This is a genomic window from Pseudoalteromonas sp. SM9913 (assembly GCF_000184065.1).
Taxonomy (GTDB): domain Bacteria; phylum Pseudomonadota; class Gammaproteobacteria; order Enterobacterales; family Alteromonadaceae; genus Pseudoalteromonas; species Pseudoalteromonas tetraodonis.
Genome location: NC_014803.1, coordinates 781,134 through 802,500, shown reverse-complemented (window position 1 = coordinate 802,500; position 21,367 = coordinate 781,134). Strand labels below are relative to the sequence as shown.

The 21,367-nt window shown below is 39.9% G+C and carries 24 protein-coding genes and 1 pseudogene; 5 read left to right on the top strand and 20 right to left on the bottom strand.

Annotated elements, in window-relative coordinates; all coding sequences use genetic code 11:
- Positions 1-43 precede the first annotated feature (43 nt).
- Positions 44-1,168 carry a DUF5610 domain-containing protein gene (locus PSM_RS03695; protein ID WP_013464266.1) on the bottom strand — a complete coding sequence of 375 codons (1,125 nt, stop codon included), beginning with the start codon at positions 1,166-1,168 and terminating at the stop codon, positions 44-46.
- A gap of 164 nt (positions 1,169-1,332) precedes the next feature.
- Between PSM_RS03695 and trmA the strand changes: the two genes are divergently transcribed.
- On the top strand, positions 1,333-2,430 hold the full coding sequence (trmA, locus tag PSM_RS03690; protein ID WP_013464265.1) for a tRNA (uridine(54)-C5)-methyltransferase TrmA: 1,098 nt from the start codon (positions 1,333-1,335) through the stop codon (positions 2,428-2,430).
- Positions 2,431-2,439: 9 nt separating this feature from the next.
- On the opposite strand, the gene PSM_RS03685 is transcribed toward trmA, so the two are convergent.
- The 5 genes from PSM_RS03685 to ccoG all read right to left on the bottom strand — a co-directional run bounded on the left by PSM_RS03685 (position 2,440) and on the right by ccoG (position 6,757).
- A complete protein-coding gene (locus PSM_RS03685; RefSeq protein ID WP_008113397.1) occupies positions 2,440-2,892 on the bottom strand; it encodes a DUF523 domain-containing protein in 453 nt (150 codons plus the stop codon).
- 62 nt (positions 2,893-2,954) lie between these two features.
- Positions 2,955-3,593, bottom strand: a complete 639-nt coding sequence (locus tag PSM_RS03680) for a thiol:disulfide interchange protein DsbA/DsbL (RefSeq protein ID WP_008113400.1) — start codon at positions 3,591-3,593, stop codon at positions 2,955-2,957.
- 19 nt (positions 3,594-3,612) lie between these two features.
- Positions 3,613-4,236: a thiol:disulfide interchange protein DsbA/DsbL gene (locus PSM_RS03675; protein WP_013464264.1), complete on the bottom strand. Its 624-nt coding sequence runs from the start codon at positions 4,234-4,236 to the stop codon at positions 3,613-3,615.
- A 35-nt stretch (positions 4,237-4,271) separates the two neighbouring features.
- A complete protein-coding gene (locus tag PSM_RS03670) occupies positions 4,272-5,246 on the bottom strand; it encodes a serine/threonine protein kinase (RefSeq protein ID WP_013464263.1) in 975 nt (324 codons plus the stop codon).
- 80 nt (positions 5,247-5,326) lie between these two features.
- On the bottom strand, positions 5,327-6,757 hold the full coding sequence (gene ccoG / locus PSM_RS03665; RefSeq protein ID WP_013464262.1) for a cytochrome c oxidase accessory protein CcoG: 1,431 nt from the start codon (positions 6,755-6,757) through the stop codon (positions 5,327-5,329).
- A 282-nt stretch (positions 6,758-7,039) separates the two neighbouring features.
- Here ccoG and PSM_RS03660 point away from each other — a divergent pair, with 282 nt between their 5' ends.
- A complete protein-coding gene (locus PSM_RS03660; protein ID WP_013464261.1) occupies positions 7,040-7,399 on the top strand; it encodes a hypothetical protein in 360 nt (119 codons plus the stop codon).
- A complete protein-coding gene (locus tag PSM_RS03655; RefSeq protein WP_013464260.1) occupies positions 7,399-7,605 on the top strand; it encodes a hypothetical protein in 207 nt (68 codons plus the stop codon). The genes PSM_RS03660 and PSM_RS03655 overlap by 1 nt, the downstream gene beginning before the upstream one ends.
- A 12-nt stretch (positions 7,606-7,617) precedes the next feature.
- Here the strand turns inward: PSM_RS03655 and PSM_RS03650 are convergent, their stop codons facing one another.
- The 13 genes and pseudogenes from PSM_RS03650 to gspC form a co-directional block, all read right to left on the bottom strand.
- Positions 7,618-8,205 (bottom strand): UPF0149 family protein, encoded by a 588-nt coding sequence (locus PSM_RS03650; protein ID WP_013464259.1) that lies wholly within the window; start codon positions 8,203-8,205, stop codon positions 7,618-7,620.
- A 22-nt stretch (positions 8,206-8,227) separates the two neighbouring features.
- Positions 8,228-8,986 (bottom strand): type II secretion system protein N, encoded by a 759-nt coding sequence (locus PSM_RS03645; RefSeq protein ID WP_013464258.1) that lies wholly within the window; start codon positions 8,984-8,986, stop codon positions 8,228-8,230.
- Between the two features lie 3 nt (positions 8,987-8,989).
- Positions 8,990-9,463: a type II secretion system protein GspM gene (gspM, locus tag PSM_RS03640; RefSeq protein ID WP_013464257.1), complete on the bottom strand. Its 474-nt coding sequence runs from the start codon at positions 9,461-9,463 to the stop codon at positions 8,990-8,992.
- Positions 9,460-10,668, bottom strand: a complete 1,209-nt coding sequence (gene gspL / locus PSM_RS03635; RefSeq protein ID WP_013464256.1) for a type II secretion system protein GspL — start codon at positions 10,666-10,668, stop codon at positions 9,460-9,462. Before gspL ends, gspM begins: the two co-directional genes overlap by 4 nt.
- Positions 10,665-11,651 (bottom strand): type II secretion system minor pseudopilin GspK, encoded by a 987-nt coding sequence (gene gspK / locus PSM_RS03630; protein WP_013464255.1) that lies wholly within the window; start codon positions 11,649-11,651, stop codon positions 10,665-10,667. The genes gspL and gspK overlap by 4 nt, the downstream gene beginning before the upstream one ends.
- Positions 11,651-12,316, bottom strand: coding sequence for a type II secretion system minor pseudopilin GspJ (gene gspJ / locus PSM_RS03625; protein ID WP_013464254.1), 666 nt, complete (start codon positions 12,314-12,316; stop codon positions 11,651-11,653). Before gspJ ends, gspK begins: the two co-directional genes overlap by 1 nt.
- Entirely contained in the window at positions 12,317-12,691 is a 375-nt protein-coding gene (gene gspI / locus PSM_RS03620) for a type II secretion system minor pseudopilin GspI (RefSeq protein ID WP_013464253.1), read from the bottom strand.
- A complete protein-coding gene (locus PSM_RS03615) occupies positions 12,691-13,278 on the bottom strand; it encodes a prepilin-type N-terminal cleavage/methylation domain-containing protein (protein WP_013464252.1) in 588 nt (195 codons plus the stop codon). Before PSM_RS03615 ends, gspI begins: the two co-directional genes overlap by 1 nt.
- A gap of 49 nt (positions 13,279-13,327) precedes the next feature.
- Positions 13,328-13,750, bottom strand: a complete 423-nt coding sequence (gspG, locus tag PSM_RS03610) for a type II secretion system major pseudopilin GspG (protein ID WP_016900325.1) — start codon at positions 13,748-13,750, stop codon at positions 13,328-13,330.
- Positions 13,751-13,819: 69 nt separating this feature from the next.
- Positions 13,820-15,054, bottom strand: a pseudogene (gspF, locus tag PSM_RS03605) (type II secretion system inner membrane protein GspF).
- A gap of 2 nt (positions 15,055-15,056) precedes the next feature.
- Entirely contained in the window at positions 15,057-16,622 is a 1,566-nt protein-coding gene (gene gspE / locus PSM_RS03600) for a type II secretion system ATPase GspE (RefSeq protein WP_013464249.1), read from the bottom strand.
- Entirely contained in the window at positions 16,615-18,681 is a 2,067-nt protein-coding gene (gene gspD, locus PSM_RS03595) for a type II secretion system secretin GspD (protein WP_013464248.1), read from the bottom strand. The genes gspE and gspD overlap by 8 nt, the downstream gene beginning before the upstream one ends.
- Positions 18,682-18,704: 23 nt before the next feature.
- Complete coding sequence (gene gspC, locus PSM_RS03590) at positions 18,705-19,649, bottom strand: type II secretion system protein GspC (protein WP_013464247.1); 945 nt, start codon at positions 19,647-19,649, stop codon at positions 18,705-18,707.
- 201 nt (positions 19,650-19,850) lie between these two features.
- Here gspC and hslR point away from each other — a divergent pair, with 201 nt between their 5' ends.
- Positions 19,851-20,273, top strand: coding sequence for a ribosome-associated heat shock protein Hsp15 (gene hslR, locus PSM_RS03585; RefSeq protein WP_013464246.1), 423 nt, complete (start codon positions 19,851-19,853; stop codon positions 20,271-20,273).
- 12 nt (positions 20,274-20,285) lie between these two features.
- On the top strand, positions 20,286-21,131 hold the full coding sequence (hslO, locus tag PSM_RS03580; protein ID WP_013464245.1) for an Hsp33 family molecular chaperone HslO: 846 nt from the start codon (positions 20,286-20,288) through the stop codon (positions 21,129-21,131).
- Here the strand turns inward: hslO and PSM_RS18815 are convergent.
- On the bottom strand, positions 21,128-21,256 hold the full coding sequence (locus PSM_RS18815; RefSeq protein WP_013464244.1) for a hypothetical protein: 129 nt from the start codon (positions 21,254-21,256) through the stop codon (positions 21,128-21,130). The genes hslO and PSM_RS18815 overlap by 4 nt on opposite strands.
- Between the last annotated feature and the right edge of the window lie 111 nt (positions 21,257-21,367).

The window sequence follows — 21,367 nt, the reverse complement described above, 5'->3', positions numbered from 1 at the left end:
AGAACGGCAGTTTGCCATGTGGCTTTTGTAAAAGAAAGTAGTTTTACTCAGTGCCTAGCTTTGCAGTAGCGGCGTTTAATTTATCTAAGTTTTCAAACATGGTGTTAGTGTAATCAACCAGTTTATCTATTTCTTGTTGATCTTGATTTAGCCATTGAATGATACCTGATAGCTGACTTTCTAATCCTAGGGTTTGCGCTTTAGAGTAAGCCGATTTTAGATCATCATTAAAAGGGGCAACAGTTTCGGCAATGGCTTTTTCTGATGCTGGCTTAATTTGTTCATACTCTTTAATGGCAGCAACGGTTTTGCTTTGACGTAAGTCCATTGAGAATGCCACCAGCTGTTCATTCCCTAAACTGAGTTCTTGGGCTTGTTCAAATGCTTTATCTAAATCGCCACTGAAAAAGGTTTTACTGACATCTTGTAACTCTGCCATTAAATCATTTATGGCTTGCTGCTCGTCTTCATTAAGCTCACCGTTTACTGACATCAAGAAAGAGAGCTCACGGGATTCAGAAAATTGCGTACTAAATGATTGTGAATCATCTGTTTTTTGATAGCGACTAGATGATTGCGATTGGTAAGCATCTGCAAAGCTAATACTCACCTCATCACCTTCTGCTGTGGTAAATGTATAATCAGCACTATTGCTTAAACTTACATATTGCGCCTGGCTAACAGTAACGCTTGCAGGTTGTGGGTTAAATAAGTTCTGCTCAAATTTATCGAGGCCACTAAAAATACCCTCTTTTGATTTATCAATACCCTCTTCAAGGTCTTGATTGAATACCCCCATGCCTTTTAGTTCATCCACAGCCTCATCAACACCCGTCTGCACTCCTTTACGTGCCTGGCTAAGTATATCTTGTAGTTTCTCATCATTAGCACCATTGGCTTTGGCTTTATTTACCGAGCTTGTTACAAAGTCTAAAACATTTTTAACGACTTCATTAAAATCAAACAGTGGTTTGTCTTTTTTGGTTTCAGCGACCGGCAAACCTAGTTCTTTTGCCATTTTGTCACCTAATACGGCAGCAGCCAGTTCTTTTCCTCGTTGCTGATAACTAGTTGGTGGCGAGTCTATTTTAGGCTGTGGCATTGCTTGATTAGTATTGTATTTATTAGCATTACTGTTTGGAACAAAACTAAAGTTACCTATTTTCATGAGAAGACTCCTATTTAGACTTACTCTTATATCGGCCAAGTAAGCCTATACTGTAGTAAAATGCTCAAAAAAAGCTCACTATATTTGATCAAAACTAGACAAATACGCTTCGCTCCCTACAATAGCGCCGATAAACAGATCTCAACGATAAGGTTATACCGTTAATGGCAGTTATAAATATAGATACCACGCAGTACGATGCACAATTAAATGAAAAAGAGCAGCGTATTACAGAGCAATTTCAACGTTTCGGTGTAAAACAGTTAGAAGTATTTAGCTCTGAGCCCATTAACTACCGCCAACGTGCAGAATTTAGAGTATGGCACGATGGTGACGATCTGTTTCATATTATGTTTGATCAACAAACAAAAGATAAAATACGTGTTGATACCTTTGACCCTGCAGCTCCTTTAGTAGGTGAAATTATGCAGGTGATGATTGATAATTTAAAAGGCTGCGAAGTACTACGTCGTAAATTATTTCAAATAGATTATTTATCAACCCTCAGTGGTGAAATTTTAGTGAGCTTGCTATATCACAAGCCACTTGATGAACACTGGTTAACTGAGATCAATGCCTTAAAGGAAAAGCTAAGTAGCCAGTACAAAATTGACTTTATTGGCCGTGCACGTAAGCAAAAAGAAAAATTGGGCGATGACTTTGTTACTGAGCGCTTAATGGTGAATGGCCAAGAGCTAATCTATCAACAGGTAGAAAATAGCTTTACTCAGCCTAATGCGAAGGTGAATATTAAAATGTTAGAGTGGGCACAAGAGTTATGTAAACCACTAAACAATGATTTACTAGAGCTGTATTGTGGTAATGGAAACTTTTCTATTGCACTTGCTGGTTCATTTAATAAAGTGCTGGCGACGGAAATATCAAAATCGTCGGTGCATTCAGCGCAATATAATATTGCTCAAAACCAAGTAACTAACTTAGATATTATTCGCATGTCGAGCGAAGAGTTTACTCAGGCAATGAAAGGCGAGCGTACTTTCTCTCGCTTAGATGGCATTGACTTGAGTAGTTACAACTGCCAAACCATCTTAGTCGACCCGCCTAGAGCAGGCATGGACACGCTTACGTGTGACTTAGTGGCTAATTATGAAAATATTATTTATATCTCATGTAACCCAGACACATTAGAGCGTGACCTTGAACACTTAACGCAAACCCATGAGGTTAAGCGCTTTGCAATATTTGATCAGTTCCCTTACACACACCATATTGAATCTGGTGTATTTTTACAGAAAAAATAAAATCTAATACTATAATACCAGCGCCTTGATAAGTGCTGGTATTTGCTCTTCACTAAATACTTTAACTTGATTCTTTACCAATAACTTAGCGGTCAGCCCCATGCCTTTTACTTTCACCCCACTATGGCTTCCATCATAAATTGTATTACGGCCACACGAAGGACTAGACTCTTTTAGTAAAGCAAAGCGAATATTATGCTTATTACAAAGGGCTAATGCTTTATTAGCGCCAGCTTCAAATGCACTTGTTACATCCTCAGCAGTATTTGTAATAACTCGATTTTGCTTTATCTCAGCGGGCGCTCTAGGCACGAGTAAACCACCAGCAATCTCAGGACAAAATACAATTAATCTATTTTGCTTTTGCCACAAATTAAGTTGAGGGTGCAATATTGTTTGTCCTTTACCATCATAACGAACTGGCAAACCTAACAAACAACTTGAGATTAAAATTTTTTCCATAATGAATTTTCTTCTCCAAATAAAAAAGCTCCTTTCGGAGCTTTTTTATTTCACTAAACTACTTATTTATTTGCTAAGTAGTTAATAAGTGCGCTTACATCTTCTGGCGATGAAATGCCTGACTCGCCACCTAAGTTAAGCTTGTATTTACCATTAACGATAAACGTAGGAACGCCACGAAGTGCTCCTTTGCCTTTAAAGTAATCTTGGTCGCGTTTCATTTTAGAGCTAAGTGTACGTACCGAGAAGCTTTCAAATAATTTATCAAACTTGTCGCCATCTACGCCTTGCGCTAAAAATACATCTTTTACATCTGCCAACTCATTAAATCGTGCACGCTTTGCATGGATATGATCAAACATCGCTGAAATAATTTTATCTTTTTGAGGTAGTACTTCAGCTGTAGCTAATGCTTGGCTGATCATGGTTTGATGTTCTGGGTCACGTACACCCACAAAATCTACATGGCTTTTCTTAAACTTTACGTTTTTATCTAGCTTAGGTTTGATCTCGGCCAGCAGTGGTTCCATGTTATTACATGCAGGACAGTAAAAAGAGAAAAACTCTTTTACTTCTGGTTTTCTGGTTGCACGATCAGAGACGACATCGTAATGCACGCCCTCTTCGTAAGTGGCAGCAAAACTGGTTGCAGCTAAAGGGAGTAATACAGCAAGTAACCCTGCTTTAACTAATTTGATCATTATTGTGGTGCTCCAAAAATTATAGTTTTAGTAAAAAGCTAATTAACTCATCAAGTTCTTGTTGGCTCTTGATTGTATTAATATTGATTTTGTATTTGTCATTTACGATAAATGTAGGCACGCCAGTTAATGCACCAAGTTCAGAATATTTATTCTGTTTATCTTGCATGGCACGTTCAGCTGCTATGATAGGCAAACTGGCGATGTCGTTATCAAATGTCGTGTTATCAATTGCATTAAGCTCTAATAACTTTTTAACGTCTTTAATTTCAGTTAATGGCGCACGTTGTATATGAATGCTTTTAAAAATTTGCGCTGTTACCGCTTCAGCTTGACCGTGTTTCTTTGCGATTAAGTAAGCAAAGCTTAAATTACTTTGAGCTTGTGGTGAAACGCCTCCCAAAAAGTTGACATGATTTTTTACAAATTCAGCCCCTTCAGGTAAGTTTTCTGCAATCCCTTTGGCTACCGGCTCAAATTTAAAACAATGTGGGCAATAGAAAGAGAAAAACTCGGTTACATTCGGGGTTTTACTTTTTTCAACATCAATTACAGTGTATTGATTACCCGCTTCAAAGTTAGCAGCTAATGCTGCAAAAGGTAAACATAGGATCAGTAAACTTAGTTTTAATTTTTTAAGCATGAATATCTCGTTATACTTCTTTTTAAATAAAAATATTATGGCAATAATTTTAACGGGGCTTCTTGCAAAGCTGCAAACTGCTCTTTAAGCGCTAAAATTTGTTGCTCCCAGTATTTGTCATCTGCAAACCATGAAAAGTTCCGTACAAAAGCAGGATCACTCCAACGTTTTGCAACCCACCCCATGTAATGAATCATACGCATAGCCCGAAGCGGTTCGATCAGCTTAAGTTGTGAGTGATCAAAATCGCAAAACTCTTCATATGCATTCACTAAAGTGTCTAACTGTAACAGCTGTGTTTGTCGATCGCCACTGAGCATCATCCATAAATCTTGAATTGCAGGACCTTGACGGCTATCGTCTAAATCAACAAACATTAATGCATCTCCTGCCCATAGGATATTACCAGCATGGCAGTCACCATGTAAGCGAATGCCTTCTACATTTTTATATTGCTGTTGAGTTTGAGCAATGACTAAATCTAAAATAGTGTAAAAGGAAGTCTCTAATCCCATAGGGACTAACTTACTTTTTTGTAAATGAACTTTAGCTGTATCTAAATATTCATCACAGGTAACGGTCGGTCTTTGGGTAAAGGGTTTCGTTTTGGCTACTTGATGCATACGACCGATTAAACGCCCGAGCACATCGAGTTGATCTAAATTGTCCACCTCAAATAAACGCCCGCCTACACTTGGGAACAAAGTAAACAAATACCCTTGATGTTCAAACAAGCTTTGCCCATTGTGTTTTATTGGCGCCACCACCGGTACTTCAGCGGCGGCTAGTTCAAAAGCAAAGTCATGCTCTTCTTGAATTTGCGCTTTGCTCCAGCGCTCAGGGCGATAAAACTTAACGACGTAACGCTTTGCACCCTCGGCTACAAATTGATATACCCGATTCTCGTAGCTATTTAGCGCTAACAACCCTGACTCAGCATAAATATCCACGCTTTCTATGGCATCCAAAATAAGATCTGGAGTTAAGTCAATAAAGCTAAATTTACTCATATACTTCTTATATAAAAGAAAAGCGGGAATATCCCGCTTTTTTGTTAATAACAGTGCTCGTTTGCCTTTAATAAAGCGACTTATCGTGCCTTAAAAAAGTTGCTTGGCTGCGATATTTTATTATCGGGCTCGTTTATTGGCGACAACACAAAGTTAAACTCGGTCATTGGCGCTTTTAAATCATAAGGATCCATTACCAGTGATAGCGGTACATTATGCGATTCACCAGCGTTTACTGTAAAGGTAGTATCACCTAAGTATTTATAATTATCTAACCCTGTTACATCAATAGAGAATGTTTGCTCGTATTGTGCTTTGTTAATTACTTTTAAGGTGTAGGTGTTTTCAACTAAACCATTAAAATCGACACGATACAACTGATTACGGTCGCGAATAATATCAAAGTCCATGGTTTTACGCATGGCGATATTAGCAACCAGCGCACCGGTAAGTAAGATTAAAATAACACTGTAACCAATCAGCTTTGGACGCAGCGGATGGGTTTTATTCTCCGGTGTTTCTAAATTACGCTCGGTGGTGTAAGAGATAAGGCCTCGAGGGTAATTCATTTTATCCATTACGCCGTCACAGGCATCAATACAAGCGCCACAGTTTATGCACTCATATTGCAAACCATTACGAATATCAATCCCGGTTGGGCAAACCTGCACACACAAGTTACAGTCAATACAGTCACCTAAACCTAACTCTTTAGGGTCTTGTTTACGAGAACGTGGCCCTCGGTTTTCACCACGAGTTTCATCATAGCTTACAGTAAAGGTGTCTTTATCAAACATTGCTGACTGAAAACGTGAATACGGGCATATATGTAAACACATAATTTCTCGCATCCACCCAGCGTTACCATAAGTACAAATAGTAAATACAATGATACTAACTAAGGCATAACCGCCTACATTAAAGGTAACAAATTCAGGCAGTAGTTCGCGAATAGGCGTGAAGTAACCAACAAACGTTAACGCAGTATATAAAGAAAATAATACCCAACTAGTGTGCTTAGCTGTTTTACGCCAGAACTTGTCAAAATCCATCGGCCGTTGATCTAACTTTTTACGTTGGTTAGCGCTGCCCTCAAACTTTTCTTCAAACCAAATAAAAATGAAGGTCCATACTGTTTGCGGACATGTATAGCCACACCACACTCGACCATAAAAAGTGGTAACCAGAAATAAGGCAAACGCTGCTAGCATAAATATAAATGCAAGAATGGTGAAATCTTGTGGCCACAGGGTTAAGCCAAAAATATTAAATTTTTGCTCCATTAGCTCAAATAAAACAGCTTGTTGACCGTTAAAGTTGATCCATGGCAATAACATAAACGCCAGCATGCCTAAAAAGCCAATACGTTGTCTTAGTAATTGATGGAGTCCTGAAACAGCACGCACATAAATACGGTTGCGTGGGTTAAATCTATCTTCTTGACGGCTCAGATCGGGTTTTTGGATCTTAACCTCTGTTGGTATGTTTTTTACTTTAATTTGCTTATCCATTGAAGTTCCTCAACGCCGCTAGGAAATAAAAATTCAGCAATCTTTTTGTACTTTTCGCCTAAGTGTAGCAACTTACATGCTAAACATAATACGCTTTAGGTCGCACTTGTATACTTTCAGATATTTCAGAAATATCTAATTACTCCTCTTATTATACGCATATTGGCTAAAATTACTGACTAGATTGCTAATAATTTATTCAACTTGTGACTTGCTTTTAAGGTGTATTTTATTACACTTGCCGGCTACTAACGTGTTGTTTGGATCAAGGTTTGTGTATTTATGAAGAAATTTTTTATACTAGTGGTTGTGATCCTAGCATTTTTTACCATTGATCACCCCTTGGTAAAAGAGCCTCGTGAGCGCTTACTCGGTGATGGTATAGGCTTGTTAAGCAGCACAACTAAAGTCGATCGTTTTCCTGTCGCAACCATGACAAGAAACAAAATTAATAAACAGTTAGCACTTTCAAGATCCGAAGAAGACTATATTGATAAAACCTTTACCAATGATGAGTCAGTAAAGTTGTTTGAACTACGCTATTGTCGTCAAGGCGATCTAAACCTTTACTTTTATTCAGAACGTTTAACAACGGTATGTCGCATTATCAAAGAGTCATTAGCGCAAGCGAGAGTGAAATAATGGATTTTTCTGGATTAAATAAAAAAGCAAGTAACTCATTTCACAAGCACCGCACTATGCTTAAGCAGTTGGCACAAGGTAAAACACTTAAATGTGAGCATTGCCAGGGTGTATTAACGTTAAATTTAGCCACCAGCGAACCTGGTAAGGGAGTAATACAGTGCAAACAAGGTTGCACTGATATTGAATTAGAGATTGGCGCTTAAGGCTTTACCTACTTATTCATCCCACCCTTCATCGGTATACAAACCACTATTAAGCGCGACAATTTCTATAAGTTCAGCAAAACCTAACGCAAAGTCGCCCATTAATTCATACTGCTGCGCACACAAATGTAATTCATCGATATTATTTTGCTGTGCAATCTTTGCAATCGTTGGTTTATCTAATGCAAAAAAGCTAAGAGTCGCCTGTGCACTTTCAAGCGCTTGCTTGTATTGAATATCTAGTTGCTCACTCTGGAGTAACTTATGAGTATACGTTTGGCTTGCAGTTAAAAAACCTGCAGACCACTGCTGACAAAACTCACGGTCAAACTCAGCGGGTAACTTATAACCAAGTTCAAATACTTGTTCACTTACTTGATGATGTAATGCCATAAACAAAAACAACATGTCTTCATCAAGGTCATTGGCGGTATTAGGTAGAATTTGCTCTAACCATTGATGTACTTCTAATGGCTCAGGTGAACAAATAGTGCCAAATAAATAACCTTGGCTTTGAATAAGGCTCATAGCGCCGGGCTGGGTAGTTAAAAACTCGCTGAGCAGTTTGGCGTGCTGCTCAGTAAACTGAGGTATTTGCATTAAAACTCTTTTTTATAAAATATTAAAATTTAAGTGGATACCGACCTTGGTTATCTGGTCTACCTAAAAACTTCACCGCGTCATGAACTTCTTTCGGTAAAGTGAGATCAGGTTTAACATATCCCGCTACTTTAAAATCAAAATTGGCTTTTAGTGTAGCATCAGCCTCTAACCCTAATCTATTATTTGGCTCAATAAGTATGGCTACATCGCCCGACTTACAACTTAACTTACCGCTTAAATCGCCTATATTAAACCAGCCAGTTAGCCCTTGCACATCAATATCAGGGCTGGCTATTTCACCTTGTAATGATTGGCAATAAGGAGCGCCTGAAACGTATTCATCGAGCTCTAAAATAACGCGTCCTTTAGCAGTAACCGGTAACGGTAAATCAATGCGCTGCATAGCGCGCTCAACCGTTGAACGCACTACAGTATCAGTTATTCTAAGTTCATCATTTGTGAGAGAATAACTAATATCTGCATACCCAGAAATGTCATCACGTTCGCGAGGATTACCAAAACGTAAGTTAGTATTTACTTGAGCTTTAAAGATTGACCAGCCTGATATATCCCAACGTACATTGTTCAACTGTTCACCTTGAAAGCGAAGCTGCATTATTTGACCTTGCCATAGCGTACCAAAAGTTTGCCCTACCTCTAACTGCGCAGGTAAGTAAGGTTTAGCAAAATTTAAAGCCACTGCAGCGGGCAATTTAATAACGCTAAAAACAAGAAAGCTAATTACAAAAACGATGGATAAAATTATTATTTTTTTCATTAACTACTTCTCTAATACTAAACGGCTAACGCGTACATAACCGGATTTATCATCTTGGCTTAAATCTAAATTTTCTACGCTTAAACCATGCTGATTAACCAGCTCGTCAATCCATTGGATTAATTGATTAAACTCCACTGAGTCGAGTGTTAAACGAAGTGAATTATCATTTGGCTGCATTTTACTAATATTAATGCTGTAACGACCGCGCGTATTATTCACTATTTGGCTGAGGTTTTGATTGCTCACCGCTTGCGCTTTACCTGCTGCTTTAAGTTTAACGATACTGTCGTCTACCCATGCTAGCAATTCTTGTTGTTTTATTTGTGATTGTTGCGCATTTTCTATTGCCGTATTTAAGGGTCTAAATATACCCATTACCAAAACAAAAATAATAAATACACCACCCGCAACCATTATTAACTGCTGCTCTTGTTCTTTTAATGAACCCCAATATTTCATGAACTGCTGTTTCATTGTGCACCTCGCAGTCTAATTTCGCCGACGATATAATCACCATCATTATTTAACGACCCCTGCTCAACAGTCACACCTTGCTGCTCAAGAATGGCTTTAACCTTACCAAAGGTTTGAAAGTCTTTTGCACGAGCACGAATACGTAATTCATTACGGCGCTTATCAAAACGTAAGGTTTGCGGTGTAAATTCGCTCACTTGTGAAAATACACTCACCAGCTTGCTGGTTAAATCTAAAAAGCCAGCATCGCTCGTACCTTGCACTTTATCCAGTGCTCCCTGTATTTGATTTTTAATTAAGTGAGGGCGCACCCGCGTGCCTGGAAAGGCTTTTTGAAATCGCTCTACTACTTGTGATTTAGCTACCTCAAGCTGCGAATTAAGCTGATGTAATTCAACCGCTTTAATAGCCACACTCGATAGCAAAGCAATAACACTAATTATGGTGGCACTTTTCCAGTAACCCCACCATAAAGCCGTTTTCTTTTTAATCGTGTAAGGCCCTTGACGCAAATTAAATTTAAGCTGATCTAACTGCTTAGCAAATAATGCTAACGGCAGCTCATAATCACTGGTTTGCGGATGCAAGGTAAGCGTTTCAGGAAATTGCTCTGCAGGGCTGTAATGTTTTATATCAGGGTTACCTAAAGCCGTTAGATATTCCTTTAACCAGCTGCTTTCAACCGCACCGATATGCCAGTCACCTTTTTTAAATAGCCATTGCTTGTTGAGCTCAATTGCCGCTACACAAGGCTCTTCTGCACTGGGCAATAACAAGCCATCCGGCACTATTTTATGAGCAGTGAGCTGGTGTTGCTCAAACACCTCTAACCAGTGCTCAAACCAATCGCGATTCATTAGCGCAACCCTAATTGCATGCTGCGCTTCAACCATTGTCGGCTCCCCTAGCGCTATATAGATATCGTCTATATCACAGGCAATATCCTCTTCGAGCATATAAGGCAGTGCTTGCTCTAGCTTACGGTTCCATTTAGTTGGCAGTATCACCGTTTTTAATTGCACTTGGTCACATGGTAAAAGTACCACGAGCTCTCGGGTTGATGCTTTTTCAGTTAGTTCACTTAACTGGCTGGCATTTTGTAACTCGCCACTGGCTATTATTTCTTGTTCTTGTGGTGAGTATATTAACCAGTTAAGCAAGTCTTGTTCGGTTTGACCCGTGCGGATCAACAGTATCTCTGTCACTGTACGCCTCCAAATTTTCGCGCCAGTATCGTTACCTCGCCATTGCTGGCATACAGTAATGTGGTCATCGAAAAACGCAAATCAACAAATTTTGCCTGCGTTTGTAATTTAAAATATTCACTTTTTAAACTAAAAAGCTTTTCTACTGCTTTGATATTTTTGCCGCCTTGTTGTTTAACAGACTCAAAAAACTCTTCAATATTATCAAAGCCATTTTCAGGTCGCGCTGCAATTACCGCTTGAGCACCCGAAACACTCAGTTCGTCTATTAGGCCACTGAGCAATAAAGCTTGCTCTTCAGTGACTGTATTAACATTAATTGAAAGTAACGTACTACCTGGGATCACACAGACAAAAGGCAGCACTTTTTCCATAACCAAAGGATTAAACCCTTTAATTAAACGCAGTTCAGACACCGATGCAAATAAGCTATTAGCCGTCATATATGGAAACTGACGAGATAAATACTCCCCCTCTTCGGCACCAGAGCGATAGGTTATACTGTTCTCATCAAGCCAATCAAACACACTGTCGGCCATCCCTTCTTCTGATTCATCACTGGGTAAATCATCTATATTTTCTAAAATAGCAAACAACGCTTTATGTGCTGGGTTAGTTTTATTACCGCTATTTGGGTCTGGCTCAACCCCAAGCGCGTTTAAATTTAAACACGCTTGTAAATCAGTCAACTGGCCGCTTAAAGTGCCGTTCTCAACAGGGTACTTTACATCGCCTTGCTTTGCCCAGGGCTGCGCTAATGTGGTTTTTTCAGGATCGTCTTTTTTACTTTGAATTAAACCTTTAATTGCTAGCTCTTCAGCACCATAGGCATACCATTTCGCTTGTTGCTGACTTTGTAAATTGGTACTTCTTTGTACTTGCACCATTAAATTAGCACTCATTTCAACGGCTAAAATAGCTGCAAGCGCTACAATAAATAACACAATAACCAAAGCCGCGCCGCGCGAAGATTGTTGGTTCATCAAGGCGTACCCCGGCCATTAGGTTGCGACGGGTTAGTCCCCTCAGTTACTGGTTTAGGTAGCTCTTTACCGAGTCCTGGCACTAAAAACACACGCCTGATAGGCTCCGCATCCATTTGCTTTATAGTTACCGCAACGGCTTTAGGTAATGCCTTAATTTGCCAGTCTTCTTGCCACTTACCGCTACCATCTAAAAACTCAAATTTAAGCTCTTCGACTGCGGCTAAAATAACTTGGCTACGAGGCTCCATATTATCGAGTTGATCGACATAAATGCGATATACGCGTTCTAACTTGTCATCAATGACGCGATAACCAACAGCTTGTAACTCTGAGCGAGGGAGTAAGTTAATGGGATTCATCCAACCATCACGTACAAAGGCAATACCATCAAGCTGGCTTTCTAAAATGTAGCGTCCAGCAAGTAAGTATCCCTCTTGAAAATCTCCAGCTTCATTACGCACTTGGCGTTTAGTCATTTGGCTAAAGTCTTGATCCATTAGCCTGAAGGCTGTTTGTAACCCATTTAGTTCAGCAATTTTTTCATCTGATGCTTGTTTAGCTCGCGTTGTGGTATCAAGTATTTGGTGGGTGGCCATAATCACAAACGCCAACACACCTAGTGCCACCATCACTTCTAATAATGTAAAACCGCGCTGCTTCACTTAAAGCTTACCTTTATTTAAGTAAGTGCTTAACTCATAAATTGAATTTTCGTACTTATCATCCGTAAACACATTAATAGTGACTTTTACAAAGCTCTTGTCGGCAGTGGGCACAACATCTTGGCGCCAAAACCATTCAATACCCGCCATCATCTCACTGCCGCGGGTACCATTTTTACCTTGCCATTTTTCGCCTTTCGTTCGTTGTTCTACCAATACATTCTCAGCGACCCATGAGCCATACGTTTGTTCTTCAATACTTGATAAGTGATGAATATGCTCACCGGTTGCTTGCATTGCCGCAATACCCGCCATGGCACAAATACTCAGTGCAACTAAGACTTCTAATAATGTAAACCCGTGGTATTTTTTCATTATTGGGGCTCTCGACGAAAATCGACTGGGGCTGCAAATTTACCTTCAATAAAGTACACCGGCTCTGGCTGATCTTTTAATTCAAGCATGAGCTGAAACGCACTTACATCGGCAGAGGATAAAATAAGCACTTGCGGTACTTTTAACTTTTTAAGCTCTAATAAACTGTCTTCATTGTTACCACTCATTAGCTCACGCCAATTTGACTGCTCTAGTAAGTTATCTTGTGCCCAAGGTAGGTCTTCAAGATTAAGTGTTAATTTAAATTGGGGTTCGATCTCAATTGGCTTAAATAAAGCTTCACGATCAAAGCTAATCCATTTTTCGCCATCAAACACTAAAAATTCAAGCGTATTTTGCTCAACTAAAAGGCCTAATTCTATTTGATTAAGCACCGCAAATTCCGATGCGGCATTAATGGTGGTATGCAGCCTATTTGCTTGCTTGTCTAACGCTTCTTCAGCGCCGCCATCTAAGCTGTATACCACCATTTTGGTGGCAAAGGCGATGATCACCAATACCACTAAAATTTCTATTAAACTAAAACCATAATGCTTTGCACTCAGGTGCTTAGGGCTTACCTGCATGGCAAGCCCCAATGTATTATGTTTAAGTGCATGGTAAAGTTATTGGTCATTACTGCTTATCTTCATCCCAATTACCAATGTCATCTTCGGTGGCTGGTTCGCCATCTGGACCCATCGAAAAGATATCAAATTTACCTATTTCTCCAGGGCTGATTAATTGATAATTATTACCCCATGGATCTTCCGGTAACTTGCTAATAAAGCCACCATCAGGAAAACGCTTTGGAATGGGCTCAATACTGGTTTTAGTAACTAATGCCTCTAAACCTTGCTCTGTACTTGGGTAGCTTTTATTTTTAAGCTTGTACAAACTCATAGCATCTTCTAACTGCTGAATATCTAAATGCGCTTTATCAATAGCCGCTTCTTCTTGCTGGCCCATAATATTAGGTGCCACAATCGACATGATCATCCCGATGATAACCAGTACCACCATGACTTCTAATAAAGAAAAACCTGATTGTTTATTCACGTTATTACCTCGTTATTCTAAAAACACTAAGCAAAAATGATTTGTTTAAATCATTAATATAAAAAATACTTAAAGACCTACGGCCTTGTTCATTGCCATAATTGGCTGCAAAATTGCCATTACTATGAAAAGCACAATCACTGCCATAGAGGCAATCATTGCCGGTTCCAATAATTTTAATGACACATTAACCATACTTTCAAACTCGCGATCTTGATTGTTAGCAGCACGCTCTAACATTTGCTCAAGTTCACCGGACTTTTCACCACTGGCTATCATATGTAGCATCATTGGTGGAAACAACTTAGTTTGCTGTAGTGAAGCACGAAGACTCGCCCCTTCACTGACTCTTTCTGCGGCATCTGCCACTGCTTGCTTTATTTTTTCGTTAACCAACACCCCACCTGAAATACGCATTCCTTCAAGTAGCGGCACTGAGCTTGACGATAAAATACTTAATGTACGGGCAAAGCGCGCCGTGTTAATACCTCTAGCAACCTTACCTATGCCTGGCATATGTAATACTTTTGCATCCCACCAAAACCGTACTTTAGGTTTTTTAAGTGCGTATTTAATTCCAATAGCAATCGCCGTGATCGCTAATAAACTAACAAACCAATAATTTTGTACAAAATGACTACCCGCCATGACCCATTCGGTTGTCCAAGGTAATACTTGTTTGGTTTTTTCAAACGTTTTTAGTATTTTAGGCACCACAGTACCTAATAATACTGAAACAATACCAATAGCGAACACGACCAAAATAATGGGATACACCATCGCTTGCGTAATTTGGCTACGCATGTGTTGGCGTTGCTCGGTGTAATCAGCCAATCTGTTAAGTACTTGATCTAAGTGACCTGACTTTTCACCTGCGGCCACCATTGCACGGTATAAATCGTCAAATACATGCGGAAATTCACTCATCCCATCAGCAAGCGTATACCCTTCCACCACTTTAGAGCGCACAGACATTAACATACGTTTTAGCCGTGGTTTTTCACACTGCTCAGCAACCGCCATCACGGCACCCTCAACGGGTAAGGCTGACTGAATTAGGGTCGCAAGTTGACGTGTAATCAAAGCAAGATCTGACGTTGATATTGTCGGCTTAAATAAAGAGCCTAATAATGGCGCTTTTTGACCTCGAACTTGTTTATCATCTTGAGCAGCTGGCACCACCTCGAGGGGGGTTAGCTTTTGATCGCGTAAAAGTTGGCGAACTTGCTTTGCTGTATCCGCTTCTAAAATTCCTTTTTTTCTTTTCCCCGGCCATCTAATGCACGGTATTCAAACGCCGCCATTGTTAGCCTTCCTCACGGGTTACGCGTAATACTTCTTCAAGCGTTGTTTTACCCGCAAGTACGCGGCTGCAGCCATCTTGACGAATACTTGGGCTGCGTTTACGAATATATTTCTCTACGCTTTGCTCACCTTTACCGCTGTGGATCATTTCACGAATAGTTTCATCAACGACTAATAATTCGTGAATACCTGTACGACCACGATAACCGTTAAAGTTACACTCTTCACACCCTACCGCGCGGTAAATCGTCGGAGCATTATCAAACGGTACGCCGAGTAATTCACATTCACGCTCATCTGCAATATGCCCTTCTTTACAGCTATTGCATAAGGTACGTACTAAGCGCTGTGACAATACGCCGAGTAATGATGACGATAATAAGAATGGCTCAACACCCATATCTTCCATACGGGTAATTGCACCTGAGGCGGTATTGGTATGCAATGTAGACATAACTAAGTGACCAGTCAGCGATGCTTGTACACCAATTTGAGCGGTTTCTAAGTCACGTATTTCACCAACCATAACCACATCAGGATCTTGACGTAAAATAGCGCGTAGGCCACGGGCAAAAGTCATATCAACCTTGGTATTAACCTGTGTTTGGCCAATACCTGGGATTTCATACTCAATGGGATCTTCAACCGTTAAAATATTGCGATCCCGCGAGTTAATTTGGCTCATACCGGCATATAAAGTAGTACTTTTACCAGAGCCTGTAGGGCCTGTAACTAAGATTATACCGTGAGGCTTACTAATTAAATCAGCAAATAGCTCTCGGTTTTTCGCGGTCATGCCTAAATCTTCAAGGTTTAAACGCGCATTGTTTTTATCAAGCAAACGCAATACGACTCGCTCACCAAAGCTCGATGGCATAGTCGATACACGCACATCTACTGCACGCCCTGCAATACGTAAACTAATACGGCCATCTTGCGGTATACGTTTTTCTGCAATATCGAGTTTGGCCATTACTTTAATACGCGATACCAGCAAAGAGGCTAATTTACGATTAGGTTTTAAAACTTCTTTGAGTACGCCATCCACTCGAAAACGAATAACCAGTTCTTGTTCAAACGTTTCAATGTGGATATCAGATGCGCCTTCCTTAATGGCCTCACTCAACATGGCATTAATGAGTTTGATAATAGGCGCGTCGTCATCACCAGCAAGTAAATCTTCAGTTTGAGGAAGCTCATCAGCCAGCGAGAATAAATCAACCTCGTTACCAATGTCTTCCATCATTTGCTGAGTTTCTGAGCTGTCACGTTGATACGATGCTTCTAGTAATAACTCAAATTTATCATCTTCTAGTTGCTCAAGTGTGAAGCCATGTCCTGCAATGCGGCGCACTTCTAGCAATACATCAATATCCAACTCGCCACGGTAGTAAACAACTCGGTTATCCTTATGTTTACTAAGTAACGCACCCACCCGCCTTGCATATGAAAACGGCAAACGCTTTGCAGGCAGCTCAATTAAATCCTCTTGTTCAAGCATTTCATTGTTGTTATGTGCAGCTGGATGAACAACGTCTTGATTAATATCTTCTATCGCATTAGTCATTGTTACGCTCTTGTGCATTTTGTTTGCGTAAATGCTCTTCGTACGTAGGTGGTAACACTAATTCGTCATTCCACTCAGGTAAAATAGGCGTATCAGACATTGGCATTAAGTTAATGCCATCTTCACGCTTTTTAAATTGCTCACCGCGAATAAAGTTATATTTACTAAAGCTGAGCTTATTCATACTAATGCCATCGCGAATAATGGTCGGTCTAATAAACACGATTAGATTACGTTTTCGCTTTGTTGTATTAGTTGACTTAAACAAGTGGCCTAAAATAGGAATGTCGCCTAATAGTGGCACTTTTGAAACGCTCTCTTGTACATCTTCATCAATCAAGCCACCCAATACCACCATACCGCCATCATCGGCCATTACAGTAGTTTTAATTGCGCGCTTGTTCACCGAAATATCGACTGCTGTTGCGCCACTAACACTTGAAACTTCTTGCTCTATGGTCAACTGCACCGCTGAACCATCATTAATTTGAGGGGTTACTTTAAGTTTAATACCCACCTCTTGACGCTCAACCGTTTGAAATGGATTTTCGTTGTTACTACCTGTTTGCGAACCAGTAATGATTGGCACTTCTTGACCAACTAAAATAGATGCTTCTTCGTTATCCATTGTAGTAATAGATGGAGTCGCTAGAATATTCGAATTAGTGTCGGTTGAAACAGCTTGAACAATTGCGCCCCAGTCATTTTTAATTACCCCCATGGCTAAGCCATTAATACCACCGAGTAATGATGCTAGTGGGCCGTAGTCACCTTCAGTTGTTTCATCATATTTGGTGACAGTACCTGATTCAGTACCAATGATATTTTTAGTTACCGTTTTATCACGGGCTTGTTCTGCCGCTACGGCTAACGAACCAACAGGTACTGTTGTACCATTATTAAATTGTAGCATCCCACCTTGCTCTGAAATCCATTGCAGGCCAAAGTTAACGCCATCACCTTCCATGACTTCAATAATAATGGCTTCTACTAATACTTGTGCGCGGCGAATATCTAAACGCTCAATAACCGATTCAAGTGAACGCATCGTATCTGGCTGAGCGGTAATGACGAGTGAGTTAGAATCAGGATGTGCTTCAATACTCGTGTCGTTTCTATTACTACTACGCGCATTGTTGGTTGCTCCGCCTTTTGAATCCTCTGCCAGCGATTTACTCACACCTTGAAGTACTTTGACTAAATCTTCTGCCTTTGCGTAGTTTAGGTAAAATACTTTGGTATTACCTTGGCTTTCAAGTTCGCCGTCGAGACGTTTAATAAGATCAATGGCGCGGGTACGAGCTTGACCTTCACCACTCACAATCACGCTATTAGTTCGGCCATCAGCCACAACTTTAGGAATTAAAAACTCAGGAACGCTGCCCTTGCCACTGTCTTTATAAATATTATCAACTACCGATACCACATCATCAGCTGTTGCATATTTAAGTTTTACAATATCAACGCGCTTATCACCCGCTTGGTCAACAGAGCGAATAATTTCTACCAAACGATTAACAGAGGCTGCGTGTCCTGTTAGCATCATCACGTTAGCGGCATTAAAGTTAGCAACATGACCGCCATCTTTTTGGTCACTAAACTGGCGAACCAAAGGGCCTAACTCTTGTACGCTGACATTTTTAACTCGTACAACCCGAGTGATCATCATATCGCCAGCTGCATCGCTGTCCGTTGTAATTAACGGTACATTGGATTTTTTAGCATCTGAACTTTTTTCTATTTTTATAATGTTGTTATCCATTTCAACAGCTGAATAGCCGTAAACTTCTAATACATTTAAAAAGAATTGATAATAAAGTGCCTCATCCATTAACTCATAACTGCGCACATTAACTTTGCCACGCACGTTAGGATCAATAATGATGGTTTTATTAAGGTTTTTGCCCACAATATTAATAAACTCATTAATATCTGTGCCCTTAAAGTTAGCAGCATATTCAACAGCAGCAACCGACATAGAAAGACTTGCCGCTAAAAAAAGTGCCGCATACTTAGCTAACCCTTTTTTAATTTTTTTGAGGTGTAGCACCTGAACCATTATGTTAAAACTCCAAAGCTAAGTTATTGCAGACTAAAAAGCACATCGATTTGCTCACCATCACGCTCTATGGTGATAGTTGCATCGGTACTATTTCGCAGCTCATTCATTGCTGCCATAGCCTGTTTTAAATCAGTTAATTGATAGCCGTTAATTGCCACGGCCAAATCGTTATTTTGTAATCCCATTTGTTTAAATAATTCAGGCTCTTTACCTGGACTCAAACGGTAACCTATAAGTTCCCCATCATTCATAGCTTGGGCAACACGTATGTAATCAAATAATTTACCAGGCTCTTCTAAAAGCTCTTCGCGGGTTTCTATTAATGCTTCTTTTACTTCAAGGTTGGCGGTTGCATCTATCTGCTCTTCACTTTGCGATGAAGGTGCTAACGGCCCCATCTCAGGCTCATCTCGCGCGGCTAGTACCGGCATAGACACCGTTTTGGTAAAGTCGAGCCCATCAAGCATTAAGGTTTCAAAGCGGCCGCTTACATCTAAAATGACACGGTCTGGGAGTATTTGCGATACCTTTGCACGTGTACCTTGAATAACATCTTCAACTAAGTAACTCGCCTGGCGACCTTGCGATTCAATAATGGCCATCCCCGCTTTATCATCATTACTCACAGCAACAATACCGGTTAAATTTATACTTAAGCGCGTTTCAGGGGCATTATTAATAACTTTGGCTTGGGGGGCAGTATTGGTGTTTTTTGTTACATTTACTTTACCAAATAAAAATTGCCCAATAATCGAATCGACAGACTGGTTATTGCCGCCCGTGACTTGACTAGAGTAGCTACTGGGAGCAAGAGGAGTTGTTACTGGGTGCGGCCATAAAAGCCAAACGAGCTTTGATGACAAAAATGCAATATAAACAATAACTAAAACCATAACTAACACGCTTAATTTAGCGTGTGGCAAACGGTTTAATAGCAGTTTAAATTGTTGAACGTGCTGTTCCATAAGTAGTGTTCTTATTTTAATTTATAGCGAAATCACCCAGCCATAGTACCTTTTCATTTTTCATTCAACAAGCACGCTAATATTAAACTTTGTAAACAGATTAATTTATCTTCCTCATTAGTTACAGAATCAAGCTATAACTTCATGGCATACCTATTTCATGGTAATTTAGCTAATAACCGAATTTACTAGAGATGTTCCATGACAAAGAAAGCTAAACTCAACGACAACTCAGAAAACTCGAGCGAACTTAAAGTCAGGTTAGATAAATGGTTATGGGCTGCTCGATTTTATAAGACGCGAGCAATAGCACGCGAAATGGTACAAGGCGGCAAAGTACATTATAATGGTCAACGTAGTAAGGCCAGCAAAATTGTAGAAATTGGCGCAGTTATAAAGCTAGCCCAAGGCGTTGATGAAAAAACTGTCACAGTATTAAATATACTTGAAAAGCGCCAAAGCGCCCCCATTGCACAGACCTTGTATCAAGAATCTGATGCAAGTATCGCTAAGCGTGAAGAAAATACTATCGCACGCAAAAATAACAGCTTCTTTGCACCTCATCCGGTTAAAAAGCCTGATAAAAAGCAAAGACGCGAACTTTTAAAAATGAAATCAAGTTAGGTATAGCCGCTCATGCAACAAGATTTACTTCATCGCTATTTATTCGACAATCTCGATGTTCGTGGCGAACTCGTACAAATAGACAACGCTTACAATGAAATGATTGCTAAACACAATTACCCAGAGCCCGTTAAAGCATTACTAGGTGAGCTGCTTGTTGCAACCTGTTTATTAACAGCAACATTAAAGTTTGAAGGCGAAATTGCCGTTCAACTACAAGGTGATGGGCCGGTAAAATATGCCGTTATTAACGGTGACGACCAACAAAATATGCGTGGCATAGCACGACTTCAAAGTGAAGTGACAGGGTCAACAGTTAGAGAGCTTATAGGCCAAGGTTACATGGTTATCACTATTACTCCGACGCAAGGGGAGCGTTACCAAGGTATAGTGCCTTTAGAGCATGATACCTTAAGTGAATGTATAGAAAGCTATTTTGAGCAATCTGAACAATTAAAAACGCGCCTTTGGTTTGCAACCGACACCACAGAGGGAAGCGCCAAAGCATGTGGGCTATTTTTACAAGTGCTACCTGTTGATAAACAAAAGTCGATTGAAGATTTTGCTCACTTAGAAGCACTCAGCAATACCATTAAAGATGAAGAGCTATTAGAGCTCGATGCCAATACTATTTTAACGCGTCTTTATCATGAAGATAATCCGCGAGTATTTGATCCTCAACCAATTCAATTTAAATGTGGCTGTAACCGCGAAAAAACGATGACGGCTTTAGTTAATGTTGGCCAACAAGCGCTTTTGGACGATGTTGAAAAAAATGGTGAGATTAAAATTAGCTGCCATTACTGTTTAAAAGATTATGTGTTTAACGAGCAAGATATAAAAAGTATATTTAACTAATCTACTTTTATAAAACACAGCACAAAATAGCCATAATTTTTTATGGCTTTTTTGTGCCTAAAAAATGACACCGGTATCACAAGCTGAGCATTTTTCATGACACCGGTATCATTGAAATTATTCATGTTTTTTCCTTAATTTATATGTTTTTACGGCGTTTATAAGCTCGAATATCCTTAATCCATCTGTTACTATAATTGCAGCTTAAAGGTTACTAAGACCCAGAGCTATCCCGT